Raw genomic sequence first — 25,194 nt, 5'->3', positions numbered from 1 at the left:
AATTAATCATTAGTATGGAACAATAAAAACAACTCGGTTAAGTTACCTTCAATACTGTTTACCATCTGTACCATTTTGTCTTGGTCAGCGCGCATGTCGGCAAGCTCGGGATCTTCATCATCGATACCGCTTAGCACGATCATAGGTAGGGTTAGTACAGCAACATCCTCAGCTGTATCTTCATCTTCAAACCAATTACTGGCTTCATCACCATACATAGCATCTACAAACCCAATTGACCATGCCACGATATCTGACTCATCTGAAAAGTCGACGGCGACTTCTTCATTGCCCGCATCTTCACCAAAAGGCAGCTCGATAGGTGTCTCGTTTTTTAGCTCAGCCATGATAGAGTCGCGCCAGCGACGTATACCATCGACTACGTTGTCTGGCACTTCACTGGCGTGTCCTTCAAACAACGCATCTATCCAGTTTGGTAGCGGACGCCCTATCACGGTAGCAGTCAAAAAACCATGGGTGGCGACACTGTCGAGCACAAACTGGCTTTCTTGATTGTCTAAGAAGTCTAACAGCTCATCAAAGCTTAATTGATTACTCATGGAATACTTATCCTTGAATCGGTAATTGAGGTGACAACGCACATAAAAAATTGGATTATCTCTAATGAGGGATAATCGACCTGACAATTGATCAGCACACTATTTGCAAAAGACTATGCTACTAAAGACCATATTGGCTTTTATGAATAACAGTCATAACAGTCATAACAGTCATAACAGTCAGTAAAATAGGTTCAGCTTAGCACGGTTAGCTGTCGATAGATTGTTACGCTTACTATGTAACCTCGTTAATGATTTTTGCTTTCTGCTTATTGATCGATCTATAGTCAAAGGTCTAAAAATGCTTAAAGGTCATCATCATCCCAATCATCATCAAAGTCATCGTCGTCATCATCACCTAGATCATCTAGCTCATCTTTTAGTGCTTTGGCCAGACGCTTTTCTTCTAATAAGTTATCAATCAAACGACGTTTTTCAAGGCTACTTAGACGGGTGCGAACACTGGTCTCTGCTTCTTCGACCATTTTTGCATCATCGTCATCGGCAAATTCGCCATCAAAATCATCATCGATATCAGTATCACTCATGACAAACTCCTATTATTTGGGCAATAAATTCAAAACACATCGATATACTTATGCCTTATAAAGTTTCGCTCGCCTCTTGTCAATCCTTTTTACGCCTATTGCTGATTATAAAGGAACATCTTTGGTTACGAGTTGGTTTAATTTATCTTTTATTGATAGACAGTAGTCTATTAAAAATTAATTGGTAACGCTTTGCTCTTCTTCTTCGACACCTGACATTAACACTGCATTACGGACAGTCGCTAACCGTTGTATCATGGCGTCATTACCACCATCAAAGACCGCACATTCACGCTCATATACCGTTGTTGGACGCTTTAAGCTTTGTACCTGAACATGACTACCGATTTGTTTGAGTCCAGCATTGGGTAATAGAATCAGCATTTGTTCCTTTCTACCAACGCTATTGAGTAGTTGTCTCATTGCTTGTGCTTGGTCTTCGTCACTGACACCCACTTTAGCTGGCAACGCAAATCTTGACAGCTCAATATGCTTTTCATGAATGATTTTATTGAGCATTAAATACAACTTCCCTAGCATAACGCCAGCTAGAGCAGCTTTTGCATGACTGTTATCAGCTTTAAGTATTGCACATGCCCCACTTTCATCAAAATGTGGCTCATTCACCGCACTGACGCCAAGCAGTAGTGGCTGCCTGAGTAGCTCTGTCATTGCTTGATTTAATAATTGAGTGCATAACGCCAAATAAGGCATTCTCATTTCAGGAGCAAGGCGCTCTAGCATGTTGTATTCATCGTGAAACATAATTTGCACACTGACTGTATCAAAAGTGCGTGTCGCAGACAGCTTTGATGAGCTGCTGGTAAATTTATGAGTGTGACTACTGTCGACACCTGCGCTAGTCTGCATATCGTCTGTATGCTGAACTGTGCTGTCAGCGTTGTTTGACTGTCTGCCTTGCGCGGCGTCAGTTGATGCGTTAGAGCTTGTTTGCTGATCAGCAGTATTGGCTTGCTGCGACTTTAGATACGCGTTGAGCTCATTATGGATACCAGCAGTGTTCACTTTGCCAGTTTTAGCCGTCTCATAATCGCTTGTATCGGCAGTATGATGAACATCATCGCCCATGGCATCTCTTTTTTCAGCATAATTTTCATTAGGCGCACGCCCATAGCTCAATTGACCAGATTGAATATATTGTTCGCGGTGCAAATCTTGAATATCTCGGCTCAATGCATTGATTTGCTCTTTGGTTGGACGAGCCACATAACCATACAGCAGCCACAAGAAAAGATGCAATACCAGCGAGCCGATGACAAATGGCCATTGCATCGCGATAATCTCACCCTTACTGATGTCTTTTAGGGTCAACGCGACACTACCAATAACGGCATCACCTTTGGTTGCCATCTGGCTAATGGTATCGCCTTGCTGCATCGGAGCATTGCCGACTGGTACTAAAATCTCATCATTGCTATCTTTGATGACGATGCGCGCCACGTCCTGCTCGCTAGTATAGCGATTGGCGATGACACTTAAGCTTACGCGGTCTTCGTTTTCTAAAGACAAACGCGCCTCATCGATCAGCTGGGCGACCATTTGCTCACCCTTTTGCTCACGACTGGTCGTCAGCTGCTGATCGGTGCTGATGACCAGCAGTAAAGTCTGCAAACAAAAACTGACTAGAATGATAATGGCAAACAACCCTTGCCGCGGCGCTAAATACGTCATGATATGTTAAACTTTTTTGAATGGGAGAAGTTAAAAAAACGAGACTGTTGCTCATTTTTTGGAAAAGTATGCTACTAATCATTTTAACTCAAACGAGTCTTATTTAACCGCACTACCGACTATCATACAAGCAGTCGACCAACTGGTATTGTCTATAATATCACCATAATGGTCATCATAGGTTTATCTATCAGTATACATTTAATCATTTACGATATTCGGTCAATATACTCAAGATAATAGCATTATTATTCAACTGTTATACTTTGTGCGTCATGTATAGGCGATACACGGTAAAACTGTTATTATTCCTAATCTTAACTGCGCACACAAGGGACAATTGAGACATGCCAAAAAATACGCCTTACTCGTTACCAAAAGACAGCAAAGCATGGCAACAAGCTGTAGATTCTGTCGCGTCACTATTGCCTGACGATACCAATCTGCTAGACTTCGATACGCTCCAATCTCTCCCTGTATTTGCATTGATTGTCGTATTACCAGCGCATATGCACGCGCTTGATATTCATCAATATGTACAGTCTTGGGTCGATGAGCAGCCAAGCTGGCATTTGGTAACAGTGGCAGAAGATACGGAGGCAAGCTTTGTAGATATTACCATTTCTAAAGCTGTGACTGACACCAATTCTGTCTCCGGCATCGACGATGATACCAAACAGCCGTTTGTCCCCGCTCAAGTATTTCGTTATTTATTGGTTCCTGTCAATGATACGCTCATGCATCCTGGCAAGAAAACAGCCGCCGCTCACATCATTGATGATCAGCTGACGACTCGTCTGCGTCACGACTTAGCAGAGAACTATCTAGCAAAAGAGGATAGTGGTGTCCAAAATCTGGGCATTGACAGCATGAATGTAGTCGACTGCCACATCTTATCTATTGGTCATATGCTGCGCACGCATAAGCTTGTCTGCTTCGATATGGACTCAACCTTGATCGAACAAGAAGTCATCGTTGAGCTGGCAAAGACTGCTGGTGTTGGTGAGCAAGTAGAAACCATCACAGAAGCCGCTATGCGTGGTGAAATTGATTTTGATGAATCCTTTGTGCAGCGCGTCTCATTACTAGAAGGCATCTCTACTACAGTATTGGATGATATTTGCGCGCGTCTGACCTTATCGACAGGTGCTCGTACCACTATCAGTGCTTTTAAAGCACTGGGCTACCACACGGTACTGCTCTCTGGTGGTTTTACTTATTTTGCCCGTTATGTCGCTGAACAATTGGGGATTGACGAAGTCCATGCCAACAACTTAGATATCGAAGAGGACGAAGTGACTGGTCATGTGCAGATGCCTATCGTCAATGGTGCCAAAAAAGCGTCTATTGTTGCGCATATTGCTGAGCGTATGGGCATAGAGATGTCACAAGTGGTCTGCGTTGGTGATGGCGCAAACGACTTACCCATGATGGCCAATGCCGATTTGGGTGTTGCTTATCATGCAAAATCTATTGTCCAAGCCCGTGCTGATGCAGCGGTAAACGTCACAGGTCTTGAAGGCGTACTCTATGCACTTGGGTATCCTGCACTCCTCTCAAACTAGTAGCCGATTAACACTTATTTTTATTTTTAGAAAGGAATGTCCATGACGGCATCACAAACTCCGCGGCCAGACACGCCGTCATCAAACGCGAAGACTGATGCAGCGCCATTATCAGATCTGTCAGCTACCCCATCTGCCAACCTATCCGGTGCAGACAATCCAAAGCAGTTGGTGGCGGTCTACATTAAAGGTATGGCAATGGGCGCAGCTGATATCGTACCTGGTGTTTCGGGCGGTACTATCGCCTTGATTGCAGGTATCTATGAGCGCCTAATTAATGCATTGGGTAGTATTGGCCCAAGCCTTTGGCAAGTATTTCGTCAGCATGGCGGTATCAAAGGTTTACTTGCCGTCTGGCGACAAGTCGATGCGACATTTTTGCTATTTTTGCTATTAGGTATTGCCACAAGCTTTGCCACTTTAGCAGGTCTAATCAAGCATTTACTGGACAATCAGCCTTTGCTTATCTGGTCGTTCTTCTTTGGTTTAGTGATTGCGACTGTCGTTATTTTATTGAGTGAAATAAAACGGTGGAATGCGGCACGGGCGGGGTTATTTGTCATTGGTATTGTGACAGCGGTTGTGATCAGCAACTTACCCCTGCTCGCTACGGCGCCAAGCTTACCGTATCTATTCCTTGCAGGTGCAATTGCCATTTGTGCGATGATACTTCCTGGTATTTCAGGGTCATTTATCTTGTTGCTGATGGGCGCTTACGATACGGTATTGGAAGCCGTCCATACGTTTAATCTGACGGTTATTCTTACCTTAATGGCAGGAATGGCAACTGGGCTACTCATCTTCACGCGTGTGCTTAAATGGTTATTGTCGCGATATTATCAAGGAACATTAGCACTGCTTACTGGCTTTATTGCCGGCTCACTGGTCAAGGTATGGCCATGGAAAGTAGATGCTTTAGGTACTTTAAATAATGAGGCGATCAATAACGTTGCCCCGTGGCAATATCCTGCGGGCGCACACTGGCTGACGACATTAGGACTAATGTTACTTGGGGCAATATTGGTATCAGCACTGTCGTGGTGGGGCAATCGTACCAAGCGCGTACAACCGATCAAGCAATAATCCCAACCATTTAATATGGCTTGATTTTTTATAATACTTTATTGTAAGCGCCTAATCATAAGGCGCTTACTTTTTATATTAAACCTTCTTAGTCTATAAAACAGCCACCATAAATCAGACGACAACCGTTGTCGTAAAGTCGCCTCTACCCCATTCAGCTTTTTACGGTAAACCAGCATAATAGTCTTATTGAAATTCACCTTATGAATAGCGAGATGAATGATGTTTTTGACTATATTTTCAGTTGCTGGTATAGATACGTTAGACGGTAGTGCGCTACTTGGCTATGGTCTATTGGCAAGCTTTATTATAGCGATTGCTTTAACTTCGCAGCGTTGGCTACTATGGTATGTGCTCGGTGGTATGATATATTGGCTAAGTGTTGAGATGTTACATAGCGCGTTGATGAGTGGTTCTGGCTTATCTGATTGGCATAGTTATGTTGCAGCATTTGGTATCAGTTGGCTGCCACTAGCTGGTTGGGTGTTATATCGCGCGCTACGTTACGATGATGTGAGCCGTACCGTGCAGCAAGAGCGTAAACGAGCTGCCGCACGCTACGTTGAGCATACGCCGATCTATGATGATCACTATCAGCCGCGTTTTTAGTAATGCCTTTTGAGATATATGACTTATTTTAATAATTGCGCCCAATATAGGCGCATTTTTTATCGCGACTGTTTTTTAGTATAAGTATCTTTATCTGTCAATATGGTATGTACCAACTTGTTCATTAATAAAGTTACTTTTGATTCAAGGTATTGTTACACGATATCTAATGCCTTCTACGCAACTACTAAAGTATTAAGGGTAGAAGATAGTTTATACTCTACCTACAAATTGTAGTACAAACCAATATAAAGCTACTTTATAAAGTTACTTTTATTGTAATCCTACATTTTTTACACTTATTGTTATACTTATTTTAGGAGACTGACTATGTTTACTATTCCTGTATTAGATATCAAATCTGACCCTTTAGACATGATGTTGGCTGTGGTTGGCTATCGCTTGTCTATGCTTGCTGACAGTGATGATGAAGATATCAAAAAGCTTTTGGCTGACCGTAAAGTTACCATCGAAATCGCTAGTGTTGAAGCAAACGTTGCGCGTCATTTTGACTTTGATAATGGGACGTTTAGTCAGCGTAGTGGTCATGCCGATGAGCCAGATTTAACGATTAACTTTAAAGACTCAATGACCGGGGTTAAGCTGTTATCTAAAGGCAATCTGCCCGCCTTTATGACAGCAGTTCAAGAAGGTAACTTAAGTATAGAGGGTGATTACAGCTTAATGATGTGGTTCAATAAGCTTGCTAAACACATCGTACCTACTATTCCAGAAGACTATAAACCTTACATTCAAAGAGCAAAACCTTATGCTTATAAAGCGCAGCAATTTGCCAATCATTGGATTGGTGTGGCTAAGCACAAAGTCGGTAAATAATACATGGTACCGTTAAAAAGACAGTCTGTATTTACAAGGTTACGGGCATTAGCCTGTCTTTAAACGCTATCTGTTAATGTTGTTAATAGCGTTCTGATTTTATGAAAAGGTTGCGGTATACTACGGTTATCGCAACCTTTTTTATTGTCTTATTATCAGATGACTATTCTAGCTTATCTGATTTTGTCTCATCTTATCTTGAAAGGACTTAACCCATGGCAGGACTGCTTTCTATCCAAGAACCTAACCATCAAGCCAACAATAATACTAATATTGACTCGCATTCCACATCCAGCTTACGGTCGGCGGGCAGCGCAACCACAGTAACAAATACCTCGGCAGTCAAATACAGTCGTGAGCACATTGCGCAGCTGTTTGATCTACCCCTGATGGATCTATTATTACAAGCACAAACCATCCACCGTCAAAACTTCGAGGCTAATGAAGTGCAAATTAGCACCTTATTATCCATTAAGACAGGCAACTGTCCTGAAGATTGTGGCTATTGTTCGCAGTCAGGTCACCATCGGGATAAAACCAAACTTCAAGCAGAAAAACGCTTAGAAGTTGATAAGGTGATTGCAGCGGCCAAACGCGCTAAAGCCAGTGGCTCATCGCGGTTTTGTATGGGTGCTGCATGGAAGCATCCGAGTGCCAAAGACATGCCTTATGTGGTCGAGCTGGTCAAAGAAGTCAAAAGCTTGGGCCTTGAGACTTGTATGACGCTTGGTATGCTAAACCCTGATCAAGCCGCTCGATTGGCTGATGCAGGATTGGATTATTATAATCACAATCTAGACACCTCGCGCCGTTACTACGAAGAAGTAGTCAGTACGCGTAGCTATGATGAGCGGCTCGATACACTAACGCACGTACGCGACTCGGGTATCAATGTCTGTAGCGGCAATATTGTGGGTATGGGTGAGAGCCGTGATGATCGCATAGATTGGGTACATGAGTTACTTAAAATGCCCAAAGCACCCGAATCTATTCCTGTTAACTTGCTCGTCCCGATCGCAGGCACTCCAATCGGTGATAAAGTACTGGCAGAGGGTGAGCTATCGGTGCTGGAATGGATTCGCACGATTGCGGTAACACGTATCTGCTGTCCGAGCAGCTATGTACGTCTATCTGCTGGACGCGAAAGCTTATCCGACGCTGAGCAGGCTTTGGCCTTTATGGCAGGTGCCAATTCATTCTTTTATGGTGATAAGCTATTAACGACAGGCAATGCTAGCCAGTCTAATGATAACAGGCTTATGCGAGAGCTTGGCTTGACTGCACAAATTGCAGCACCAAGAGCACCTAAGCAAGTGCCTGTTATGGATGCGATGAGTGGACATCAATCGCAAGTGGTGCTGGCAGAATAGAGCTTGTCTTTACGATGTGCTGCTACCATTACCCATTAATCTGCGTTAAGCTTGCCCGCGTCTATATATGACGTATAAAAGTATTGACGAGAGAACAAGAGAAAAACTATGCCAGATTATTTTAATTGGATTAAAGCGGCACATATTATTGCAATGGTCTGCTGGTTTGCAGCGATTTTTTATCTGCCAAGGCTTTTTGTCTATCATGCTATGAGTGATGATCTGATCAGTCAAGAGCGTTTTATTGTGATGGAGCGTAAGCTATATCGCGGTATCATGACCCCATCAATGATAGCGACGTGGATTTTGGGTCTATGGATGGTAGCGCTTGGCTGGGAAGTATATAAAACTCAAGGCTGGCTACATGTGAAGATTTTTTTGGTGATTTTATTGTCAGCCTACCACGGCGCATGTGGTTTTTATCGAAAAAAACTGATTGATAATCCGCATTATAAAACCCATAAATTTTGGCGCTGGTTTAATGAAATACCAGTTTTTGCCTTGGTCATTATCGTCATCTTAGTGGTCGTCAAACCGTTCTAGGCTTATTTATAAATTTTAGTCAAATGAACAGCGCTTTTTACTAAACGCTAAAAAACGTCCGTAACCTCTATCAGTCACGGGCGTTTTTTAGTATTTGAAAGATATTGCATGTACTACTTAGATAGTTGGGCTACTTAGATAGTTGGACGCATGATTTGATATACATTACTCAAATCATAAACACGGTAGCGCGCAGGTTCGCGGCGATTTTCCCCAGCATAACTGAGTATCAGCGCTTGCTTGGCTGCTTCATCAACCCAGCCGACAAACAGCCCGCTATGTTCAACCCCGTTGTAGCCATGGTTGATATAATAAAGCCAATCACCAATCTCAATCTCATTACTATTGGCATAAGGGCCTTGTCTATAAGCGCCTTTATGGACAGTGTCACGGGTGACCCCTGCTCGCTTAAATACCTCATTTAGATAATCCCAGCAGCCGCCTTGAATGATAGCACGCTCGTTCAGTGCCATCTTACGTGCCGTACTAATCACCTCTCGTGCAGCCGTACTGCTCTGATTTTCAGCACTGCTCAGCAGTGGCAGATACTCACTATCGACGTTATCGTAATTACCTGATAAAAATGCAGGCAAGACAGCCGGCGCTTGCCGCTGAATTTTTGGATAGCGATAAAATGACTTTGATCTGGACGTAATTTGCGGCGGCTGATTGTAGGTATGCGTATTGGGTGTCGGCTGAGCGTTAAAGCGACTCGTGTTGTTAACGGTTGAATAGTTGGTACGGGTACGCTGGATGGTCGAGCGTGTATTTATTTTAGCACGCGGTACTGCCAGATTAGGTTGAGCTGTCTTTTGTGCGATAAGATCGCTCATACTATCGGCATGCACGTAACTTACACTACTCAACAGTAACAACAATGCGCTAATAGAGGTTCTTTTTATGAAAAAAGGCCCTACAGGAAACTTTTTAACAGTGCTGGCTTGAGTAGACGACACTTGATACCACGATGCTTTATACAATGACATTTTATCTTTATATGAATTTGTTTTATCTGAGGTAATAACCGACGATAGCGGCATGACCAGCTCCTTTTAAGACAGCAATAGTGTTGATGAATATTCAACACGCCTTAGTTTTTAGTTATAAACCATTTAGGTAAGAGGCTGCAAGCTTTATTCAACACTTTTAAATGATAAAAGGTACAAAAAGCAAGATAAAAGGTAGGTTGGCATTGGTCTGTAAAAAAACAATAAAGAAAAAGCCACCTATTTACAGATGGCTTTTTTGTTTAAAAATCGCTGACTAAAAATCGATTGATAAGAGACTCAATCCCCGTTCATTTTAATATTGACATGACGCTTATTGAGGGCTTGTCCTTCTAATATCGCTTTGGTTGCTTGCGCTTCTTGGACAGTATCGAAGCCACTGATATGGTATTTACGTACGTTATCTGTATCGACAATTTGGAGCTGCTCGCCAAACAAGGTAACTTTATCACCGTCGCTGAGCGTAATATGATCACGTCGACCATTACTGTCGTGTACCAGCTCGCCTACACGTACCCACAAGACACCGCTACTGATATCGCCGCTCATAGATTTTTTACGCTGTTGGCGCTGTCGATTAAAGATAAAACTGCCTATAATCAAAAAAGCCAGTGCGCCAATTGCTAGGCGCTCTGGCAGTAGACTCATCGCTAAGGCCACTGCCACAGCACCAACCAGCAATGCTGAGCCGAACCAAAACAGCCCGTTGTCCTTTGATGGGGGCTGATTCTGTAAGGTAATTTTGGCACCATCATCGGTTAGCTTTAACATGCATCATTACCTATCGATTGCTACCCATTGACGAATAAACACATCAGTTATTTATATATTGAGTTGAACAGCTGCTTATAATTTATATTAGATAGTTCTTATAAAAAATCTACCAGCTAAGGGCGGTTTGTTGCATTTTGATAAGCTCAGCGATTCCTTTTTCAGCAAGGATTAACATATCATCAGCTTGGGCACGGGTAAACGGCTTTTCTTCAGCAGTACCTTGCAGCTCAATAAACTCACCCTTTTGCGTCATAACGACGTTTAGATCCGTATCACAGCTGGCATCTTCTTCATAATTTAAGTCTAGATAAGCTTTACCATCTTTCATACCGACAGAGATTGCAGCGACCAGACCAATCAGGGGATCAGCTTTTAGTTTTTTGGTTTTTTGAATGCTTTCAAGCGCATCAATCAAAGCAATAGCAGCACCAGTCACACTAGCGGTACGTGTGCCACCATCTGCCTGCAATACATCACAATCGAGATAAATGGTGTTTTCGCCAAGTTTATTAAGATCAATCATGGCACGGAGGCTACGACCGATGAGACGCTGAATCTCTTGAGTACGACCAGACTGCTTACCGCGGGCGGCTTCACGCTGATTGCGAGTGTTGGTTGCGCGCGGTAACATGCCGTATTCAGCGGTAATCCAACCTTTGCCTTTGCCTTTTAGCCAGCGTGGAACCCCTGATTCGACGCTTGCCGTACACAACACTTTGGTATCGCCAAAACTAACCAACACTGACCCTTCAGCATGTTTGGTATAGTGGCGCTCAAAGCTGATCGAGCGAAGTTGGTCAAGCTCACGGTTATCAATACGCATAAAATTCCCTAAGACGATGTTATAAAAGCAGTGGTATAAAATAAGAATAGCGGTCTGCCAATGGCTTTTTGAACCGTTAGTTATACTAAAAAAGCCATTAAAAAGTGTTTAAGTATCAGACATGACAAACACTAGCAGACCCAAAACCTGAGATATCCTAACGTGACAGCCACGCAATAGCAATATAAGTACTTGTTATTACGTGGTGATTTTGACAAAAAACACAATGAGAGTAAAGCAAGCATTTTCTACAACGCTCACCGGCGCTCTATTCTAGTCCTTCCATTTTACGTAACTCTTTACGCAAAATTTTACCAACGTTTGATTTTGGCAGCTCATCGACGAACTGGATATGACGCGGACGCTTGTAGCCAGTTAACTGCTTTTTACCAAAATCGAGCAGCTCTTTTTCAGTGACATCGCCTTTTTTGACCACAAACAATTTGGGGTCTTCACCGCGCTCATCACTCGGTATGCCAATGGCGCCGCACTCTACGATGCCTGAATGCTCACTCATGGCCTCTTCAATCTCATTTGGATAGACATTGAAGCCTGAGACGATGATCATGTCTTTTTTGCGATCGACAATCTTGATAAAGCCTTTTTCGTCCATGATACCGATATCACCTGTTTTTAGGTAACCGGTTTTTGTGAAGGTGTTGGCTGTCTCATCAGGACGATTTTGGTAGCCGATCATCACCTGTGGCCCCTTGACACAAATCTCACCGCGCTCACCAATAGCGACTTCGTTTTCTTCTTCATCAATTAGTACAATATCAGTACTAGACGCTGGAATACCAATCTTGCCTGTAAACTCTGCAATGGTCATCGGATTAAAAGCGACCACGGGTGAGGTTTCCGATAGACCATAACCTTCTACAATAGGCAGGCCTGTGATTTTATGCCACTCTTTTGCCACGCTTGGCAATACTGACATACCGCCGCCAATAGCTGCTTTAAGATTGGAAAAATCCAATTTGGCAAAGCTGTCTTTATGCACCAAGCCATTAAACAAGGTATTTACGGCAGGAATAAATGATGGTTTATATTTATCCATCTCTTTGATCAGACCATCTAAATCGCGCGGATTCGGTATTAATAGACCTGTAAAACCTTGATACATACCATACATGCCGCAGACCATAAACGAGAACACATGATACAATGGTAAAGCGGTCAAGATCACATCGTCGCTATTGATGTCATCTTCAAAAGCACTATTGATAAGCACGCTGATCTGTAGCATGTTGGCAACTAAGTTACCATGTGACAGCATAGCACCCTTCGCCACACCTGTCGTACCGCCAGTATATTGTAACAACGCCACATCATCCAATGATAAGTCGGGACGCTTATATTTGCTGGCAGATACCGCTCCTAGCGCTTGTTTAAAGCTTGTGCTATTAGGCAAATTATACGCTGGAATCATCTTTTTGATATGGCGTGCAACTAGATTGACCACCCTCCCTTTGACTGAGCCCAGCATGTCACCAATCTTACAGACAATCACATGCTCTACTTGGCCTTTATCTTCAGCATCTTGGTATGTTTTTGCAAAATTCTCAACGATAAATATTGCTTTTGCCCCGCTGTCATGTAGCTGATGTGATAGCTCACGGCTAGTATATAGCGGATTGACATTGACCAATACCATACCTGCGCGGATGATACCAAGCATAACAATCGGATACTGCAAAATATTGGGCATCATTATCCCAACTTTGTCACCTTTAACTAAACCTAGCGATTGTAAGTAGCTGGCGATTTGACGGCTATAAAGGTCCAATTGTTTGAAAGTAATGGATGCGCCCATACAGAGGTAAGCAGTTTTTTGTCCATAACGACGAAAGTTACGTTCAAACACTTCAAGCAAAGAGGTCTCATCATCAGGCATATCGATAGTTGCATCGATACCATAACGCTCATAAGCATCAAGCCATGGTCTATCACTTGGAATGGTTGGCATAGTAGGAAACGCTGTCATATCCGACATCATTTGTTCGTTTTTATGCGCATGGTCATTACCATCAGTGACAGACGCTTGGTCTGGCGCGTTTTTATTAGTACCGCTGTTGTTGGCATGGTCAGTCATAACTTTTCCTAAGTACTACAATTAAAAACGTAGAATAATATAATAATGATAAAAGTATTGGGTTTATAAATCATTATTTGTGAACACAAAGTCACTAAAAACCAGACAATAATAACCAATGTCCACCTGATTGTATGCGTCCGTACTATAACAGTTTTGCAAAAAACTCTCTATAAGTGTGTATAGAAGGCGCTTAAATCCCTTTATTAGAATATTTCTCGTGATAGTGGCTTATAAATAACAGCGACTCATACTGCGCTTATTATTGTGCATACTGCAACTAGTTCTCAATAAAAATGGTGAGACCGTCTTTATACAGTCTCACCATTATCCATACAAATAGTATTGTTTAAACATCCGCTATCTATGACAGCCAAATCCTCCAACCGCATTCAAATATCGCATATTAAGATGCCTGATTTGCTTCTTCAAGCTTACGCAAGTCTTTATGCAAAATTTTACCAACGTTCGATTTTGGTAGCTCATCAATAAATTCAACATGACGTGGGCGTTTATAGCCAGTCAAATGCTCTTTAGCGTAGGCAAGAACATCTTCTTTAGTAAGACTATCATCTTGGCGTACGACGAATATTTTTGGAACCTCGCCACTCTTCTCATCCTCAACACCAATGACACCGCACTCTAAAATCTTTGGATGACCAGCCATCACTTCTTCGACTTCATTCGGATAAACATTAAAGCCTGAAACCAAAATCATGTTCTTTTTACGATCAACGATGGTGACATAGCCTTCTTCATCCATAATCCCAATATCGCCAGTACGAAAAAAACCATCATCGGTCATCACTTCACGAGTCGCCTCATCGCGATTCCAGTAGCCTTTCATAACCTGCGGGCCACGAACGCTAATCTCGCCGCGCTCACCCAGCTCAAGCTCATTACCCGCTTCATCTAAGATTGCAACATCAGTACCTGGCATCGGTACGCCAATGTTACCTGTGAACGTAGCACTATTATGTGGATTGGCCGTTGCAACTGGTGACGTCTCAGACAACCCGTAACCTTGAACGATAATATTGCCCGTTACCTGACGCCATTTTTCTGCCGTTGAGCTAAGGACTGCCATACCGCCGCCCATCGACGTGCGTAGCTTACTATGATCCATCGACTTAAATTCATCGTTGTTAGCCAGTGCGTTAAATAGTGTATTTACTGCTGGAAAAAATGCTGGTGGATTGTTTTTATAAGCTTTTAATAAACTATCAAGGTCACGTGGATTGGGTACCAATAAGCCGATACAACCGCGATAAATCCCAAACATACCGCAGACGGTAAAAGAGAAAATATGATATAGCGGTAAAGCGGTCATGATGACAGGCTGCTCGTTACTACTCTCAAACTCATCAAAAGCACTACCCAAAAAGGTATCGGACTGAATAAGGTTGGCCACTAAGTTTTTGTGCGTTAGCATGGCACCTTTAGCCACGCCAGTTGTACCGCCGGTATACTGCAATACAGCCACGTCGCTAAGACTAATATTGTTTGGTCGCTGATACTTACCTGCCGAGCTTTGCTTAAGCATGTCTTTAAACTCGACACTGTTGGCAATTTGGTATGGCGGTACCATTTTTTTGACGTGACGCACAACTGTATTGACCATAAGGCCTTTTAATGTGCCCATCAGATCGCCCATACCAGTGATGACCACATGATCCACCACGTTGCGACCAATATCTTGATAAGTTTTGGCAAAATTTTCGACTAAGATAAGTGCTTTAGACTCAGAGTCAGTCAGCTGGTGCTCAAGCTCTTTTGTGGTATATAGTGGATTGACATTGACTAAGGTCAGACCTGCTCGCAGTACACCAATGACGGTAACGGGCAGCTGCAAAATATTGGGCATCATGACGGCAACTTTATCGCCTTTGACCAGCCCAAGTGATTGTAAATAAGCGGCAACTTGACGGCTATATAAGTCTACTTCTTTAAAAGTGATTGAAGAGCCCATGCAGACGAATGCCGTCTTATCACCGTGCTTAAGAAAGCTTTGCTCAAAGATATCAATCAGTGAGGTGTCATCGCTTGGCATGTCAATATCGTACGTTAGCCCAAGCGCTTCATAAGTTTTGAGCCAGACTTTGTCGTTACGACGGGTTAAATTGACTTGATCATCCATAATCTTGTTTCTCCTAATGAATTGACGCATTCAGTGGTAAATACCCCTTTGTTCTTTAACATACACACTTTATACACACTACTCAATACAAAATATTGGCACCAGAGTTCGCAAAGTTACTTGACGTTTATTATTCTCTATTAAATCAATAGTATTCATGATAAATTTGAGCGTTTTTTACATCGATTTTTAGCATAAAATAGCGAGTTACTCTCCTATAATGTTACTCGAATATTACTACATGACGACGTATGCATCGTAAGCTCGTATATAGTGGGCACTACTATATCAGCCTATATCAGCACGTCATGACCTGTCGTCTATTCTAGATTATCCCTTTTTAATTGATGTAATATCCTTTAGGATAACGCTACCTTATTCTTATATTAATTTTGCGCCAATGCAGTGCGGCACATAATATGTGCTATACAAACCATACTAATTAAAAACACAGAAGCGAAACCTACTTTATGTCCGATGTTATTGATAATACGATTGCTCCCATTCTCCCAAGTGAGCCAATGGATACCCGTTCAGTGGCGGAATTCACTGAACAAGCTTACCTAAACTATGCCATGTACGTCATCATGGATCGTGCACTGCCAAATATTGCCGATGGCCTCAAACCTGTCCAGCGCCGCATCGTCTATGCTATGAGTGAGCTTGGCCTAAAGTCCTCTGCCAAAGCCAAAAAATCTGCACGTACCGTCGGTGATGTGCTGGGTAAATATCATCCACATGGCGATAGCGCCTGTTATGAGGCCATGGTACTGATGGCGCAGCCGTTTAGTTATCGCTATCCGCTCATCACGGGTCAAGGCAACTGGGGTAGCCCTGATGATCCCAAATCCTTTGCAGCCATGCGTTATACCGAAGCCAAAATGTCTGCTTATGCTAATACCCTGCTGACAGAGCTCGGTCAAGGGACGGTCGATTGGCAAGACAATTTCGATGGCACCATGCAAGAACCCGTTACTCTGCCCGCTCGCCTGCCTAATATTTTATTAAACGGTACGACTGGTATCGCCGTCGGTATGGCAACAGACATCCCGCCGCACAACCTTAATGAAGTGGTACGTGCAGCCATTCGTTTGCTGAAAAACCCAGATCTGTCTGTTAAACAATTAACCCAATCGATACCAGCACCTGATTTGCCAACGCCTGCTGAAATCATCACCAGTAAAAAAGACTTACAGGCGATGTATGAAAGCGGTCGTGGCAGCTATAAAATGCGCGCAACCTATCATATCGATAGCAAAGAGAAAAATCTTGTCATTATCGATGCACTGCCCTACCAAGTCTCAGGCAACAAAATCCAAGAGCAAATCGCTAAGCTGATGATGGACAAAAAACTGCCTTGGATTACCGATATTCGTGATGAATCAGACCATGAAAACGCTTGCCGTATCGTCCTAGAGCTAAAATCTACCCGCGTCGATGTCGAGCGCGTCATGAGTCATTTGTTTGCCAGTACTGATCTAGAAAGCAATTACCGCGTCAATATGAACATGATCGGCCTAAATGGTAAACCGCAGGTGAAAAACCTCAAAGAGATTTTAGACGAATGGCTAGTCTGTCGTCGCTCAGTGATCACCCGCCGCTTACAATATCGTCTCGATAAAATAGATAAACGCTTGCATATCCTTGCAGGGTTGCTAATCGCTTATCTGAACATTGATGAAGTGATTCGTATTATTCGTGAAGAAGACGATCCAAAGTCAGCATTAATGCAAGGCTATGATCTGACTGACATACAAGCCAATGCTATCTTGGATATACGTCTGCGTCAGCTGGCAAGGCTAGAAGAGATTGAGCTGCGCCGCGAGCAAGACGAGCTAGCAGCTGAGCGCGCCACTATTCAAGAGTACTTGGATAACCCAGACAGCTTGACCAACCTGATGATTGAAGAGCTTACCGCCGACATGAAAGAACACGGCAACGATCGTATGTCGCCATTAGCAGAACGCGAAGAGGCACAAGCGTTAAAAGAGTCAGATCTGGTGCCAAGTGAGCCTATTACTGCCATACTATCAAAAGCTGGCTGGATTCGCGCTGCCAAAGGTCATGACGTCGATGCGACTGGTATGAGTTATCGCTCAGGTGACAGCTATCAAGCGTATGCACGTGGCAAGTCTAACGAAAAGATCTACGTGCTTGATAGCACCGGTCGCAGCTATAGTATTGATGCGCACAACCTTGCTTCTGCTCGTGGTCAAGGGGATCCGCTGACCAGTGTGCTAAAACCTCCAGCAGGTGCTAGCTTTGAGCAGCTATTAACGGGCGCTAATGACCAGCGCATCGTCCTTGCCAGCTCGCAAGGTTATGGGTTTGTCAATACGCTTGGCAATCTTGATAGCAATCAAAAAGCTGGTAAGAAAATTATCACTCTATCAGCGAATAGTAAGCTGTTACCTGTTGTACGGATTGATACTAATGTACAAGCCAATGATAGCGCAGCGCCAACCAATACTCCTGATCACATTGCTGTGGTGACCAATGCCGGTTATCTATTGATATTTGCTCTTGATGATTTGCCTGAACAGGCTCGTGGTAAAGGTAATAAGCTGATTAAATTAAAAGACGGTGAAGAAGTGCTTGCCATCACGCCACTCAGTCAGCAAGACAGCCTAATCATTACCGCTGGTAAACGTCATGTGACGCTAAAACCCAATGATTTAGCCAATTATACAGGCAGTCGTGGTAATCGTGGTGGACAGTTGCCAAGAGGCTTTCAGAATGTGACGAGTGTTGCGGTTGGGTGATAATAGCTATACTTCATGCTTTAATCTCTAACATTTGCAGCTCACAATACTTTTGACAAAAAGCCGTCTACACATAAGGTATAGACGGCTTTTTTATGCAAGCTAAAACAGATGATCGGTATAGTGAAAAGACACTACTGGTCTAAAACTTGCTGGATTTGCTATCTTCAAAAACTGCTGTCAAAAAGCTTTCAATCTGAGTACTTGTCATTAGATAGGGATTATAATCAGAACCTGCTGAGAAGCTTTTTAAGGCATACTCTTCATCTTCAGCGCTTGATTTTAGATGTTTAATTAAAAACCCACTCCATTGACGCGCTTCTATTTCATCTATATTAACGATATTAGGAAAAATGGTTGAATGCTCGTCAAGTATTTTTCCTAAGGCCGTATTGATAGCAGGCCTTGTTCCTTGAAAACTTTGAACGAAATAACCTTCACTAATGACTAAAGCTGAAACTATATTGTTATCTTCAAAATATCTTCGCCAATACTCAAGTGCACGAGTCAGCTCGACTCCCGAATCTAGGTCGATATTCTTGGCAATATATGTCATGTTGATCAGAATATGCTCACCATTTCTTTTTTTGCTTTCTGAAGTAGGGCTTGTCGTTGTATGCATAAGAAACCTTATTTATAAAATGCTTATATAAACTAAAGATACACCTTTATTATAAAATATAATCAATAAAGCTTTTGGATTTCGACCGATTTTTTATCTATCATGATTTCTTAGAGTTGTATCTATCGTATATACCATCTCATTTTCTTTCTGATATATAGTCGGTGCAAAATGCTGGACTAAAAGCACAGCCTACGCGAATAGCATACCTTGAATATGCATGTATAACCCCTATAAATAATAAAATAATCAACATGTTACATAACTTGGTCAGAACCTATGTACTGCCGTACTACTTACCATGTAGAATAAAACACATAATGAAAAACACCCTCATAAAAGCAGTATCAAGCGATATATGGTCGCCATTCATAGTAGTGTTTAAAATATAAAGGATAATCATGTTTATTGTAGATAAAGCTGTGAATGCTGATAGGCATAACACTATCCCCATCCCAAAAATGATCTTTTTTGATATCGATGATACGCTAAGCCGTAACGGTGAGATTGCCCCGCATAACAAAGCCACGCTTGAAGCGCTCGCCAAATCAAACTTAGATATTAAACTGGTCATCTCAACGGGACGTTCAAAAGCAATCTTGCCCCTTGATATCTTAGCCTTACTCGAGGCGGATGTTTTGGATGCGGTTATCTGTATGAATGGACAATATAGCTTCAATAATCAATACATAATCAGCGATTATCCATTATCAAGCGAACAAGCTACAACCATTGCAGAGCTATGCCAACAAAGCAATTTGGTTTATAAGTTTGATGCCGAATCGCAGATTGTGTGGTCGGATGAGCACGAGTGGCAAGACAGATATCACGACAAAATCAAAAGCTGTAGCATTATTGACCCTGAATATTGCAAATATAACACTGTCTATCAGTGCTCGGTATTTTTCGACAATCAAGACGACAAAATGCAAAACGTCAACTTTGCTGAGCAGAATTTAAAGCTAGTACACTGGCATGAGATTGTCGGTGATATCTTACCTATTGACGCCTCAAAAGCACGTGGAATTTTAGACGTCTGCCAGTATTTTGGTATTGATGCGGCCGACTGTATAGCATTTGGTGATGGGTTAAATGATTTAGAAATGTTTGATTTGGTTGGCTTTGCGGTAGCAATGGGTGATGGTAAAGACGAGTTAAAGGCGCGCGCTGATTTCATCACTGGCACTATCGAAGAGCAAGGTATTCAGACGGTATTGAACCCTATTCTACAGGCTCAAACAGGTAAAGCAGTATAATAGTGTTTAAGATGATATTCTGTAAAAAAAGCCAAATGACATAAGCTAGACGATAGAGAAAAAATACAAAAACCAAGGATAACCATGTTTACTGAATACAAAGCGAGCGGCGCACGGCCCGATACTGAAGTACCCACCCCCAAAATTATTTTTTTTGATATCGATGATACGCTCAGTCGCAAAGGCATTATTGCCGAACATAACAAAGCAACCCTTGAAGCACTTGCAAAGACTGATATCAAATTGGTCATCTCGACAGGACGTTCTAAAGCGATCTTACCTCCTGATATCTTAGCCTTACTTGATGCCGACGTGTTGGACGCTATTATCTGTATGAATGGACAATACAGCTTTAACAAAGACGGTATCATCAGTCATTATCCGTTATCAGATGCGCAGACTGACAAGATTGTATTACTGTGCCAAAAAAGTGAAATTATTCATAAATTTGACTCAGCGACTCACATTGCATGGTCACATGAAAATGAGCGTTTGCGTGAATACAATGCTATAACGCCCAACTCTATCCTTGATCCGGAGTATTATAAGTCAAACACGGTCTATCAATGTTCGGTATTTTTTAACAATCAACAAGACCAAATGCAAGAGATCGACTTTGCTCAGGATGAATTAAAATTGGTACATTGGCATCATATTGGCGCAGACATACTACCAGTCAATGCATCCAAGGCAAGGGGCATCACAGATCTGTGCCAGCATTTTGCTATTGACGCGCGCGATTGTATGGCATTCGGTGATGGATTTAATGATTTAGAGATGTTTGACTTGGTCGGCTATGCGGTAGCAATGGGCGATGCGCAGCCTGCTCTGATTGAGCGTGCAGATTTCGTCACTGGTACGATTGAAGAGCACGGAATACAAGCGGTGATTAAACAGCTTAAGATAGCATCGTAAATAGAACGGAATCAGACCAAACCGTTGAGATAGCTTTTTTAATGGCTAAACAAAAGCCCTTATCAGACACTGATAAGGGCTTTTTAATTTCAAAACAACATTAAGTTTTAATGATTATTTAGCAGCTATATAGCCTTTAAATCTATTCATTGAGCAGGATAAAATGTCTCTGCACCCGGCCCTACAGGCAGACCCAGTACAAATACCCAAACAGAGAACAAGATTGTCCAACCAATCAAAAAGGCCATCGAGTATGGCAACATCATTGCCATCAAAGTCCCGACCCCAGTGTCTCTTTTATAGCGCATAGCCACGGCCAAAATAAGACCGAAATAGCTCATCATAGGCGTGATAATGTTGGTGGTCGAATCACCGATACGATAGGCTGCCTGAATCATCTCTGGCGCATAACCTGTGAGCATCAACATGGGCACAAAGATAGGTGCGGTCACCGCCCACTGTGCTGATGCCGAGCCGAGCATGAGGTTGACCAAACCACAGATTAGGATAAAACCAACCAGCAGCAAAGGTCCAGTTAGGCCAATATCGCTCAAAAAAGTCGCGCCAGATACCGCCATTACTGAGCCCAAGTTTGACCATTTGAAGAACGCGGTAAACTGTGCTGCAAAAAATACCAAAACGATATAAATACTCAATGAGCTCATGGCGTTACTCATGGCATCGACGACGTCTTGATTGCTTTTGATGCTGCCAGTGATCTTCCCGTAAATATAACCTGGTATCGCAAAGAACACAAAAATAAAGACCACAATACCTTTTAAGAATGGCGATCCTGATACCAGACCAGTTTCCGCATTTCGCAAGATGCCATCGGCAGGCACTACTGTCCACGCCAGCAATAAGCAAAATACGAGCATGCTGATACCGGCCCACAGTAGACCCTTTTTCTCAAGCGCCGATACTTTTTCGATTTGCGTCTCAAGTACCGAGGCATCATCAGCATCTTTGGGGTTATACTCCCCTAAGCTTGGCTCAACGATTTTTTCAGTGACAAAGTAACCCAGACCACTGATTAAAAAGGTACTGGCGATCATAAAGTACCAGTTGGCCTCTGCACCAACGATATAAGCCGGATCGATGATACGCGCCGCTTCTTGGGTAATCCCTGATAATAAAGGATCTACTGTGCCTAGTAACAAGTTGGCACTATAACCGCCCGATACCCCAGCAAACGCTGCTGCTAGACCTGCCAAAGGGTGTCTACCTAGCGAGTGGAAAATCACTGCCGCCAGTGGTATTAATACCACATAACCCAGCTCAGCTGCCGTGTTTGACATGATGCCAGCAAACACGATAGTAAAGGTGACCATCTTTTTAGGGGCATTCATGACTAGACCGCGTAGCGCAGCTGAGATCATGCCAGAGTGTTCAGCAATACCAACACCGAGCAAGGCGACCAGTACCGTACCAAGCGGCACAAAGCCAGTAAAGTTGGTCACAAGATTTTCAACAATGCGAGCCAAGCCCTCACCGTTCAATAAGTTGACGACTTCAATCATGCCATCAGCGCTACGTCCGCTGGTACCCTCTGGTCTTGGGTCAATCACTGACACGCCAAAGTATGACATGACCGCTGAGAGCACCAACAACAGCACCGACATCCAAACGAATAAAATAACAGGGTGCGGTAATAAATTACCGAGCCACTCGACGCCCCTCAAAAACTTTTGCATACGAGAGTTTTGTTCTGCTGCATCAAAATCATTGGGTGGCGGACTGCCATTTGGCGAATTACTTCCTTGCATAGCGCATTGCTCCATTCAAAAGTTAGATACTGTTGAGATAGTTTAAAGTGTATGAAAACATCGATAAAAGGTTGCGATTGAAACATAATTGAGAAACAGAAACAAACAGTTTTGGCCTATAAAACAAATTTTTTGCAATATTTGGTAATACCAAAATTACAGCTAATCAAAACTTGTTATTAAAAATAAAAAAAGCGATAGATTAGAATATCTCTAACCTATCGCCAATCAATAATATGTAAGGGTTAATTAAGTACCGTCATTTCACAATAATAGAGATACATTGAAGACAATACTACGCCAGCACCTAACGTTTACGGGTTATCAAACTATATATCCAACCACCAATTTTATAAAACCCTGCCACTATTAATATAAGCACCAGCGCTGCCAGTACATAGGCCAACCAATTAGGTACGCTACTTAACCAACCAATGGTAAAGGCCAAGCCCATATAAGTTTCAACTGGCCAGTCCACAATAGAGGTCGGCGAGCCTGCATTAAACATCGCCATAAAGCCTACTAGACCAATCAATGCAGCAATAATCCCAGCACGCTTACGGTTATTCATGTCATTTCTCTTTCAAATTCAATCAAGTTACTTATTAAGTGGTTCATCTGCTCATTTTTAAAGCTTTATATATAGTCGATACCAGATAAAATCGATACGTTGTAACGTGATGCGCAACTGGTATAAAGCCGCAAATCACAGCCTAAAAGTTTCGGAGCATTATTAAGGCATTGTCAAACCACCATCGACAGCAATGGACTGTCCGGTAATAGCTAAGCTCAAATCAGATGACATAAGCAACACTGAATTGGCAAAATCAGCCACTGAAGTCGCTTGACGTAATGGCGTCGTGGTGGCGATATAGTCAAACACCTCTTCGGTCGTTAAACTACTGGCATCAGTGGTTTTGAGTAGTCCGCCTGCCAGCAAGTTGACCCGAATACCATACTGTCCAAGCTCACTTGCAAGGTTGCGCGTTAAGCCTATCAGTGCCGATTTAGCCGTGGTGTAATCATAGTAAGTAACCACTGGATTGTAGACAAGGTTGGTTGAGATATTGATAATCTTACCCATCTGCTGAGTTTTCATCTGTGGCAATACTGCTTGCGTCGTATTAACCGCGCCTTGCACGATACCATCCATTTGCTGCGAAAAATGTGTCCATTTAACCGTTTCAATACTGGTATAGTCAGCACTTGGATCAAACTGGTAGCTTGGCAAGGCGTTATTAACCAACACATCAATACGTCCATAACGCTTAATGACTTCGGCTGCCATGGCCTGCATTTGAGCCAAATCCGTGACATCGCCTTGATACGCAAATGCTTGTCCACCTGCCTTTTCGATATCGGCTACTACCTGTTCAGCAGCGTCTTTACTATCGAGATAGTTTACGCAAACCACTGCGCCAGCTGCTGCCATTTGTTGCGCAATCTGAGCGCCAAGGCCACGGCTTGCCCCCGTGACAATAGCGACTTTATCAGTGAGCAGATGAGGAATAGCGGTTTGAGCCTGAGTCATTATCTTATCCTTTATTGTTTTATAGTCCTTGATAGCTATCAATCGTCGAACCGTCATTTATGGTTGAATAAAGGCTAACAATCATAGCATAATTCACAAGCCATTTTTATAGCGCTACTTTCACTCAACTCGCTATGCTGCGATGAGTCATTAACAAAAGTCACTAATTTTATAGTCCCTCTTTAAATACCCCCAAATCATGACCATAAAGATATAAATATGCTTGTTTATACTGATTTATATTACCTTTTAGGAGAAATATTTTGACCCGATTATCATCTGAATCAGCAGCGAAAAATGTGATACGACCTGCCACAAAAGTGATGCCAAAAGTGTTATTAACGGCTGCGATCGGTTTCGCTCTTGCCAGCTGTAGCAACTCTGACAATGCAGTAGATGGTAGCGCTGCGGCGAGTAACGAGACGCTGAACCTGTATAACTGGTCAGAGTATATGCCACAAGAGATTCTTGATGGTTTTGAGGAAGAGACAGGTATTTCTGTTAATTACACCACCTTTGACTCCAATGAGGCAATGTATGCCAAGCTCAAACTGCTTGACGACTCTAGTCAGTACGACCTAGCAGTACCTTCTACTTATTATGTCGAAAAAATGGCCAATGAACCTCTTTTACAAGAGATTGATCAGTCAAAACTTAGTAACTTTAGTAACCTAGATACCTCATTTACCAACACTAAGGTCG

General features: G+C 42.7%; 22 protein-coding genes. 10 read left to right on the top strand and 12 right to left on the bottom strand.

The features are described 5' to 3' along the window. Positions 1-2: 2 nt before the first annotated feature. The 3 genes from ACTXGH_RS00110 to ACTXGH_RS00100 all read right to left on the bottom strand — a co-directional run bounded on the left by ACTXGH_RS00110 (position 3) and on the right by ACTXGH_RS00100 (position 2,800). On the bottom strand, positions 3-560 hold the full coding sequence (locus tag ACTXGH_RS00110; protein WP_439262094.1) for a UPF0149 family protein: 558 nt from the start codon (positions 558-560) through the stop codon (positions 3-5). 305 nt (positions 561-865) lie between these two features. Further along, on the bottom strand, positions 866-1,108 hold the full coding sequence (locus ACTXGH_RS00105; RefSeq protein ID WP_299217869.1) for a PA3496 family putative envelope integrity protein: 243 nt from the start codon (positions 1,106-1,108) through the stop codon (positions 866-868). Between the two features lie 177 nt (positions 1,109-1,285). Next, entirely contained in the window at positions 1,286-2,800 is a 1,515-nt protein-coding gene (locus ACTXGH_RS00100) for a hypothetical protein (RefSeq protein WP_439297084.1), read from the bottom strand. A 347-nt stretch (positions 2,801-3,147) separates the two neighbouring features. Here ACTXGH_RS00100 and serB point away from each other — a divergent pair, with 347 nt between their 5' ends. The 6 genes from serB to hemJ all read left to right on the top strand — a co-directional run bounded on the left by serB (position 3,148) and on the right by hemJ (position 8,807). After that, positions 3,148-4,365 (top strand): phosphoserine phosphatase SerB, encoded by a 1,218-nt coding sequence (serB, locus tag ACTXGH_RS00095; protein ID WP_439297085.1) that lies wholly within the window; start codon positions 3,148-3,150, stop codon positions 4,363-4,365. Between the two features lie 42 nt (positions 4,366-4,407). After that, a complete protein-coding gene (locus tag ACTXGH_RS00090) occupies positions 4,408-5,448 on the top strand; it encodes a DUF368 domain-containing protein (RefSeq protein ID WP_439297086.1) in 1,041 nt (346 codons plus the stop codon). A 219-nt stretch (positions 5,449-5,667) separates the two neighbouring features. Further along, on the top strand, positions 5,668-6,057 hold the full coding sequence (gene aciT, locus ACTXGH_RS00085; protein ID WP_439297087.1) for an AciT family ciprofloxacin tolerance protein: 390 nt from the start codon (positions 5,668-5,670) through the stop codon (positions 6,055-6,057). A 330-nt stretch (positions 6,058-6,387) separates the two neighbouring features. After that, positions 6,388-6,894, top strand: coding sequence for an SCP2 sterol-binding domain-containing protein (locus ACTXGH_RS00080; protein WP_439297088.1), 507 nt, complete (start codon positions 6,388-6,390; stop codon positions 6,892-6,894). Between the two features lie 215 nt (positions 6,895-7,109). Beyond that, a complete protein-coding gene (gene bioB, locus ACTXGH_RS00075; RefSeq protein WP_439297089.1) occupies positions 7,110-8,264 on the top strand; it encodes a biotin synthase BioB in 1,155 nt (384 codons plus the stop codon). Between the two features lie 108 nt (positions 8,265-8,372). Further along, positions 8,373-8,807, top strand: coding sequence for a protoporphyrinogen oxidase HemJ (gene hemJ, locus ACTXGH_RS00070; RefSeq protein WP_439297090.1), 435 nt, complete (start codon positions 8,373-8,375; stop codon positions 8,805-8,807). Positions 8,808-8,941: 134 nt separating this feature from the next. On the opposite strand, the gene ACTXGH_RS00065 is transcribed toward hemJ, so the two are convergent. From ACTXGH_RS00065 to ACTXGH_RS00045, 5 genes are all read right to left on the bottom strand, one after another. Next, positions 8,942-9,847, bottom strand: coding sequence for a hypothetical protein (locus ACTXGH_RS00065; RefSeq protein ID WP_439297091.1), 906 nt, complete (start codon positions 9,845-9,847; stop codon positions 8,942-8,944). A 246-nt stretch (positions 9,848-10,093) separates the two neighbouring features. Then, on the bottom strand, positions 10,094-10,585 hold the full coding sequence (locus tag ACTXGH_RS00060) for a hypothetical protein (protein WP_439297092.1): 492 nt from the start codon (positions 10,583-10,585) through the stop codon (positions 10,094-10,096). A 109-nt stretch (positions 10,586-10,694) separates the two neighbouring features. Further along, a complete protein-coding gene (rph, locus tag ACTXGH_RS00055; RefSeq protein WP_439297093.1) occupies positions 10,695-11,411 on the bottom strand; it encodes a ribonuclease PH in 717 nt (238 codons plus the stop codon). Between the two features lie 268 nt (positions 11,412-11,679). Continuing rightward, positions 11,680-13,404, bottom strand: coding sequence for an AMP-binding protein (locus ACTXGH_RS00050; protein ID WP_439297101.1), 1,725 nt, complete (start codon positions 13,402-13,404; stop codon positions 11,680-11,682). A 505-nt stretch (positions 13,405-13,909) separates the two neighbouring features. Further along, complete coding sequence (locus tag ACTXGH_RS00045) at positions 13,910-15,640, bottom strand: AMP-binding protein (RefSeq protein ID WP_439297094.1); 1,731 nt, start codon at positions 15,638-15,640, stop codon at positions 13,910-13,912. Positions 15,641-16,110: 470 nt separating this feature from the next. Here ACTXGH_RS00045 and parC point away from each other — a divergent pair, with 470 nt between their 5' ends. Further along, positions 16,111-18,402: a DNA topoisomerase IV subunit A gene (gene parC, locus ACTXGH_RS00040; RefSeq protein ID WP_439297095.1), complete on the top strand. Its 2,292-nt coding sequence runs from the start codon at positions 16,111-16,113 to the stop codon at positions 18,400-18,402. A gap of 142 nt (positions 18,403-18,544) precedes the next feature. On the opposite strand, the gene ACTXGH_RS00035 is transcribed toward parC, so the two are convergent. Further along, positions 18,545-19,024 carry a BLUF domain-containing protein gene (locus tag ACTXGH_RS00035; RefSeq protein WP_439297096.1) on the bottom strand — a complete coding sequence of 160 codons (480 nt, stop codon included), beginning with the start codon at positions 19,022-19,024 and terminating at the stop codon, positions 18,545-18,547. 401 nt (positions 19,025-19,425) lie between these two features. Here ACTXGH_RS00035 and ACTXGH_RS00030 point away from each other — a divergent pair, with 401 nt between their 5' ends. Both ACTXGH_RS00030 and ACTXGH_RS00025 read left to right on the top strand, forming a co-directional pair. Beyond that, positions 19,426-20,280: an HAD family hydrolase gene (locus ACTXGH_RS00030; RefSeq protein ID WP_439297097.1), complete on the top strand. Its 855-nt coding sequence runs from the start codon at positions 19,426-19,428 to the stop codon at positions 20,278-20,280. 84 nt (positions 20,281-20,364) lie between these two features. Then, complete coding sequence (locus ACTXGH_RS00025) at positions 20,365-21,195, top strand: Cof-type HAD-IIB family hydrolase (protein WP_439297098.1); 831 nt, start codon at positions 20,365-20,367, stop codon at positions 21,193-21,195. A gap of 146 nt (positions 21,196-21,341) precedes the next feature. Here ACTXGH_RS00025 and ACTXGH_RS00020 read toward each other — a convergent pair whose 3' ends face one another. The 3 genes from ACTXGH_RS00020 to ACTXGH_RS00010 form a co-directional block, all read right to left on the bottom strand. Then, positions 21,342-22,961, bottom strand: coding sequence for an AbgT family transporter (locus tag ACTXGH_RS00020; protein ID WP_439262123.1), 1,620 nt, complete (start codon positions 22,959-22,961; stop codon positions 21,342-21,344). A 307-nt stretch (positions 22,962-23,268) separates the two neighbouring features. Then, on the bottom strand, positions 23,269-23,532 hold the full coding sequence (locus ACTXGH_RS00015; protein ID WP_439262125.1) for a hypothetical protein: 264 nt from the start codon (positions 23,530-23,532) through the stop codon (positions 23,269-23,271). A gap of 162 nt (positions 23,533-23,694) precedes the next feature. Further along, positions 23,695-24,492, bottom strand: coding sequence for a 3-oxoacyl-ACP reductase (locus tag ACTXGH_RS00010; RefSeq protein WP_439262127.1), 798 nt, complete (start codon positions 24,490-24,492; stop codon positions 23,695-23,697). 263 nt (positions 24,493-24,755) lie between these two features. Here ACTXGH_RS00010 and ACTXGH_RS00005 point away from each other — a divergent pair. Then, positions 24,756-25,194: ABC transporter substrate-binding protein (locus ACTXGH_RS00005; RefSeq protein WP_439297099.1), on the top strand; the 439-nt coding region annotated here is incomplete at its 3' end.

It is taken from the genome of Psychrobacter sp. 1Y10, from assembly GCF_052259005.1.
Taxonomy (GTDB): domain Bacteria; phylum Pseudomonadota; class Gammaproteobacteria; order Pseudomonadales; family Moraxellaceae; genus Psychrobacter; species Psychrobacter saeujeotis.
The sequence above is the reverse complement of the archived record's forward strand: the minus strand, read 5'-3'. Positions and strand labels throughout refer to the sequence as shown.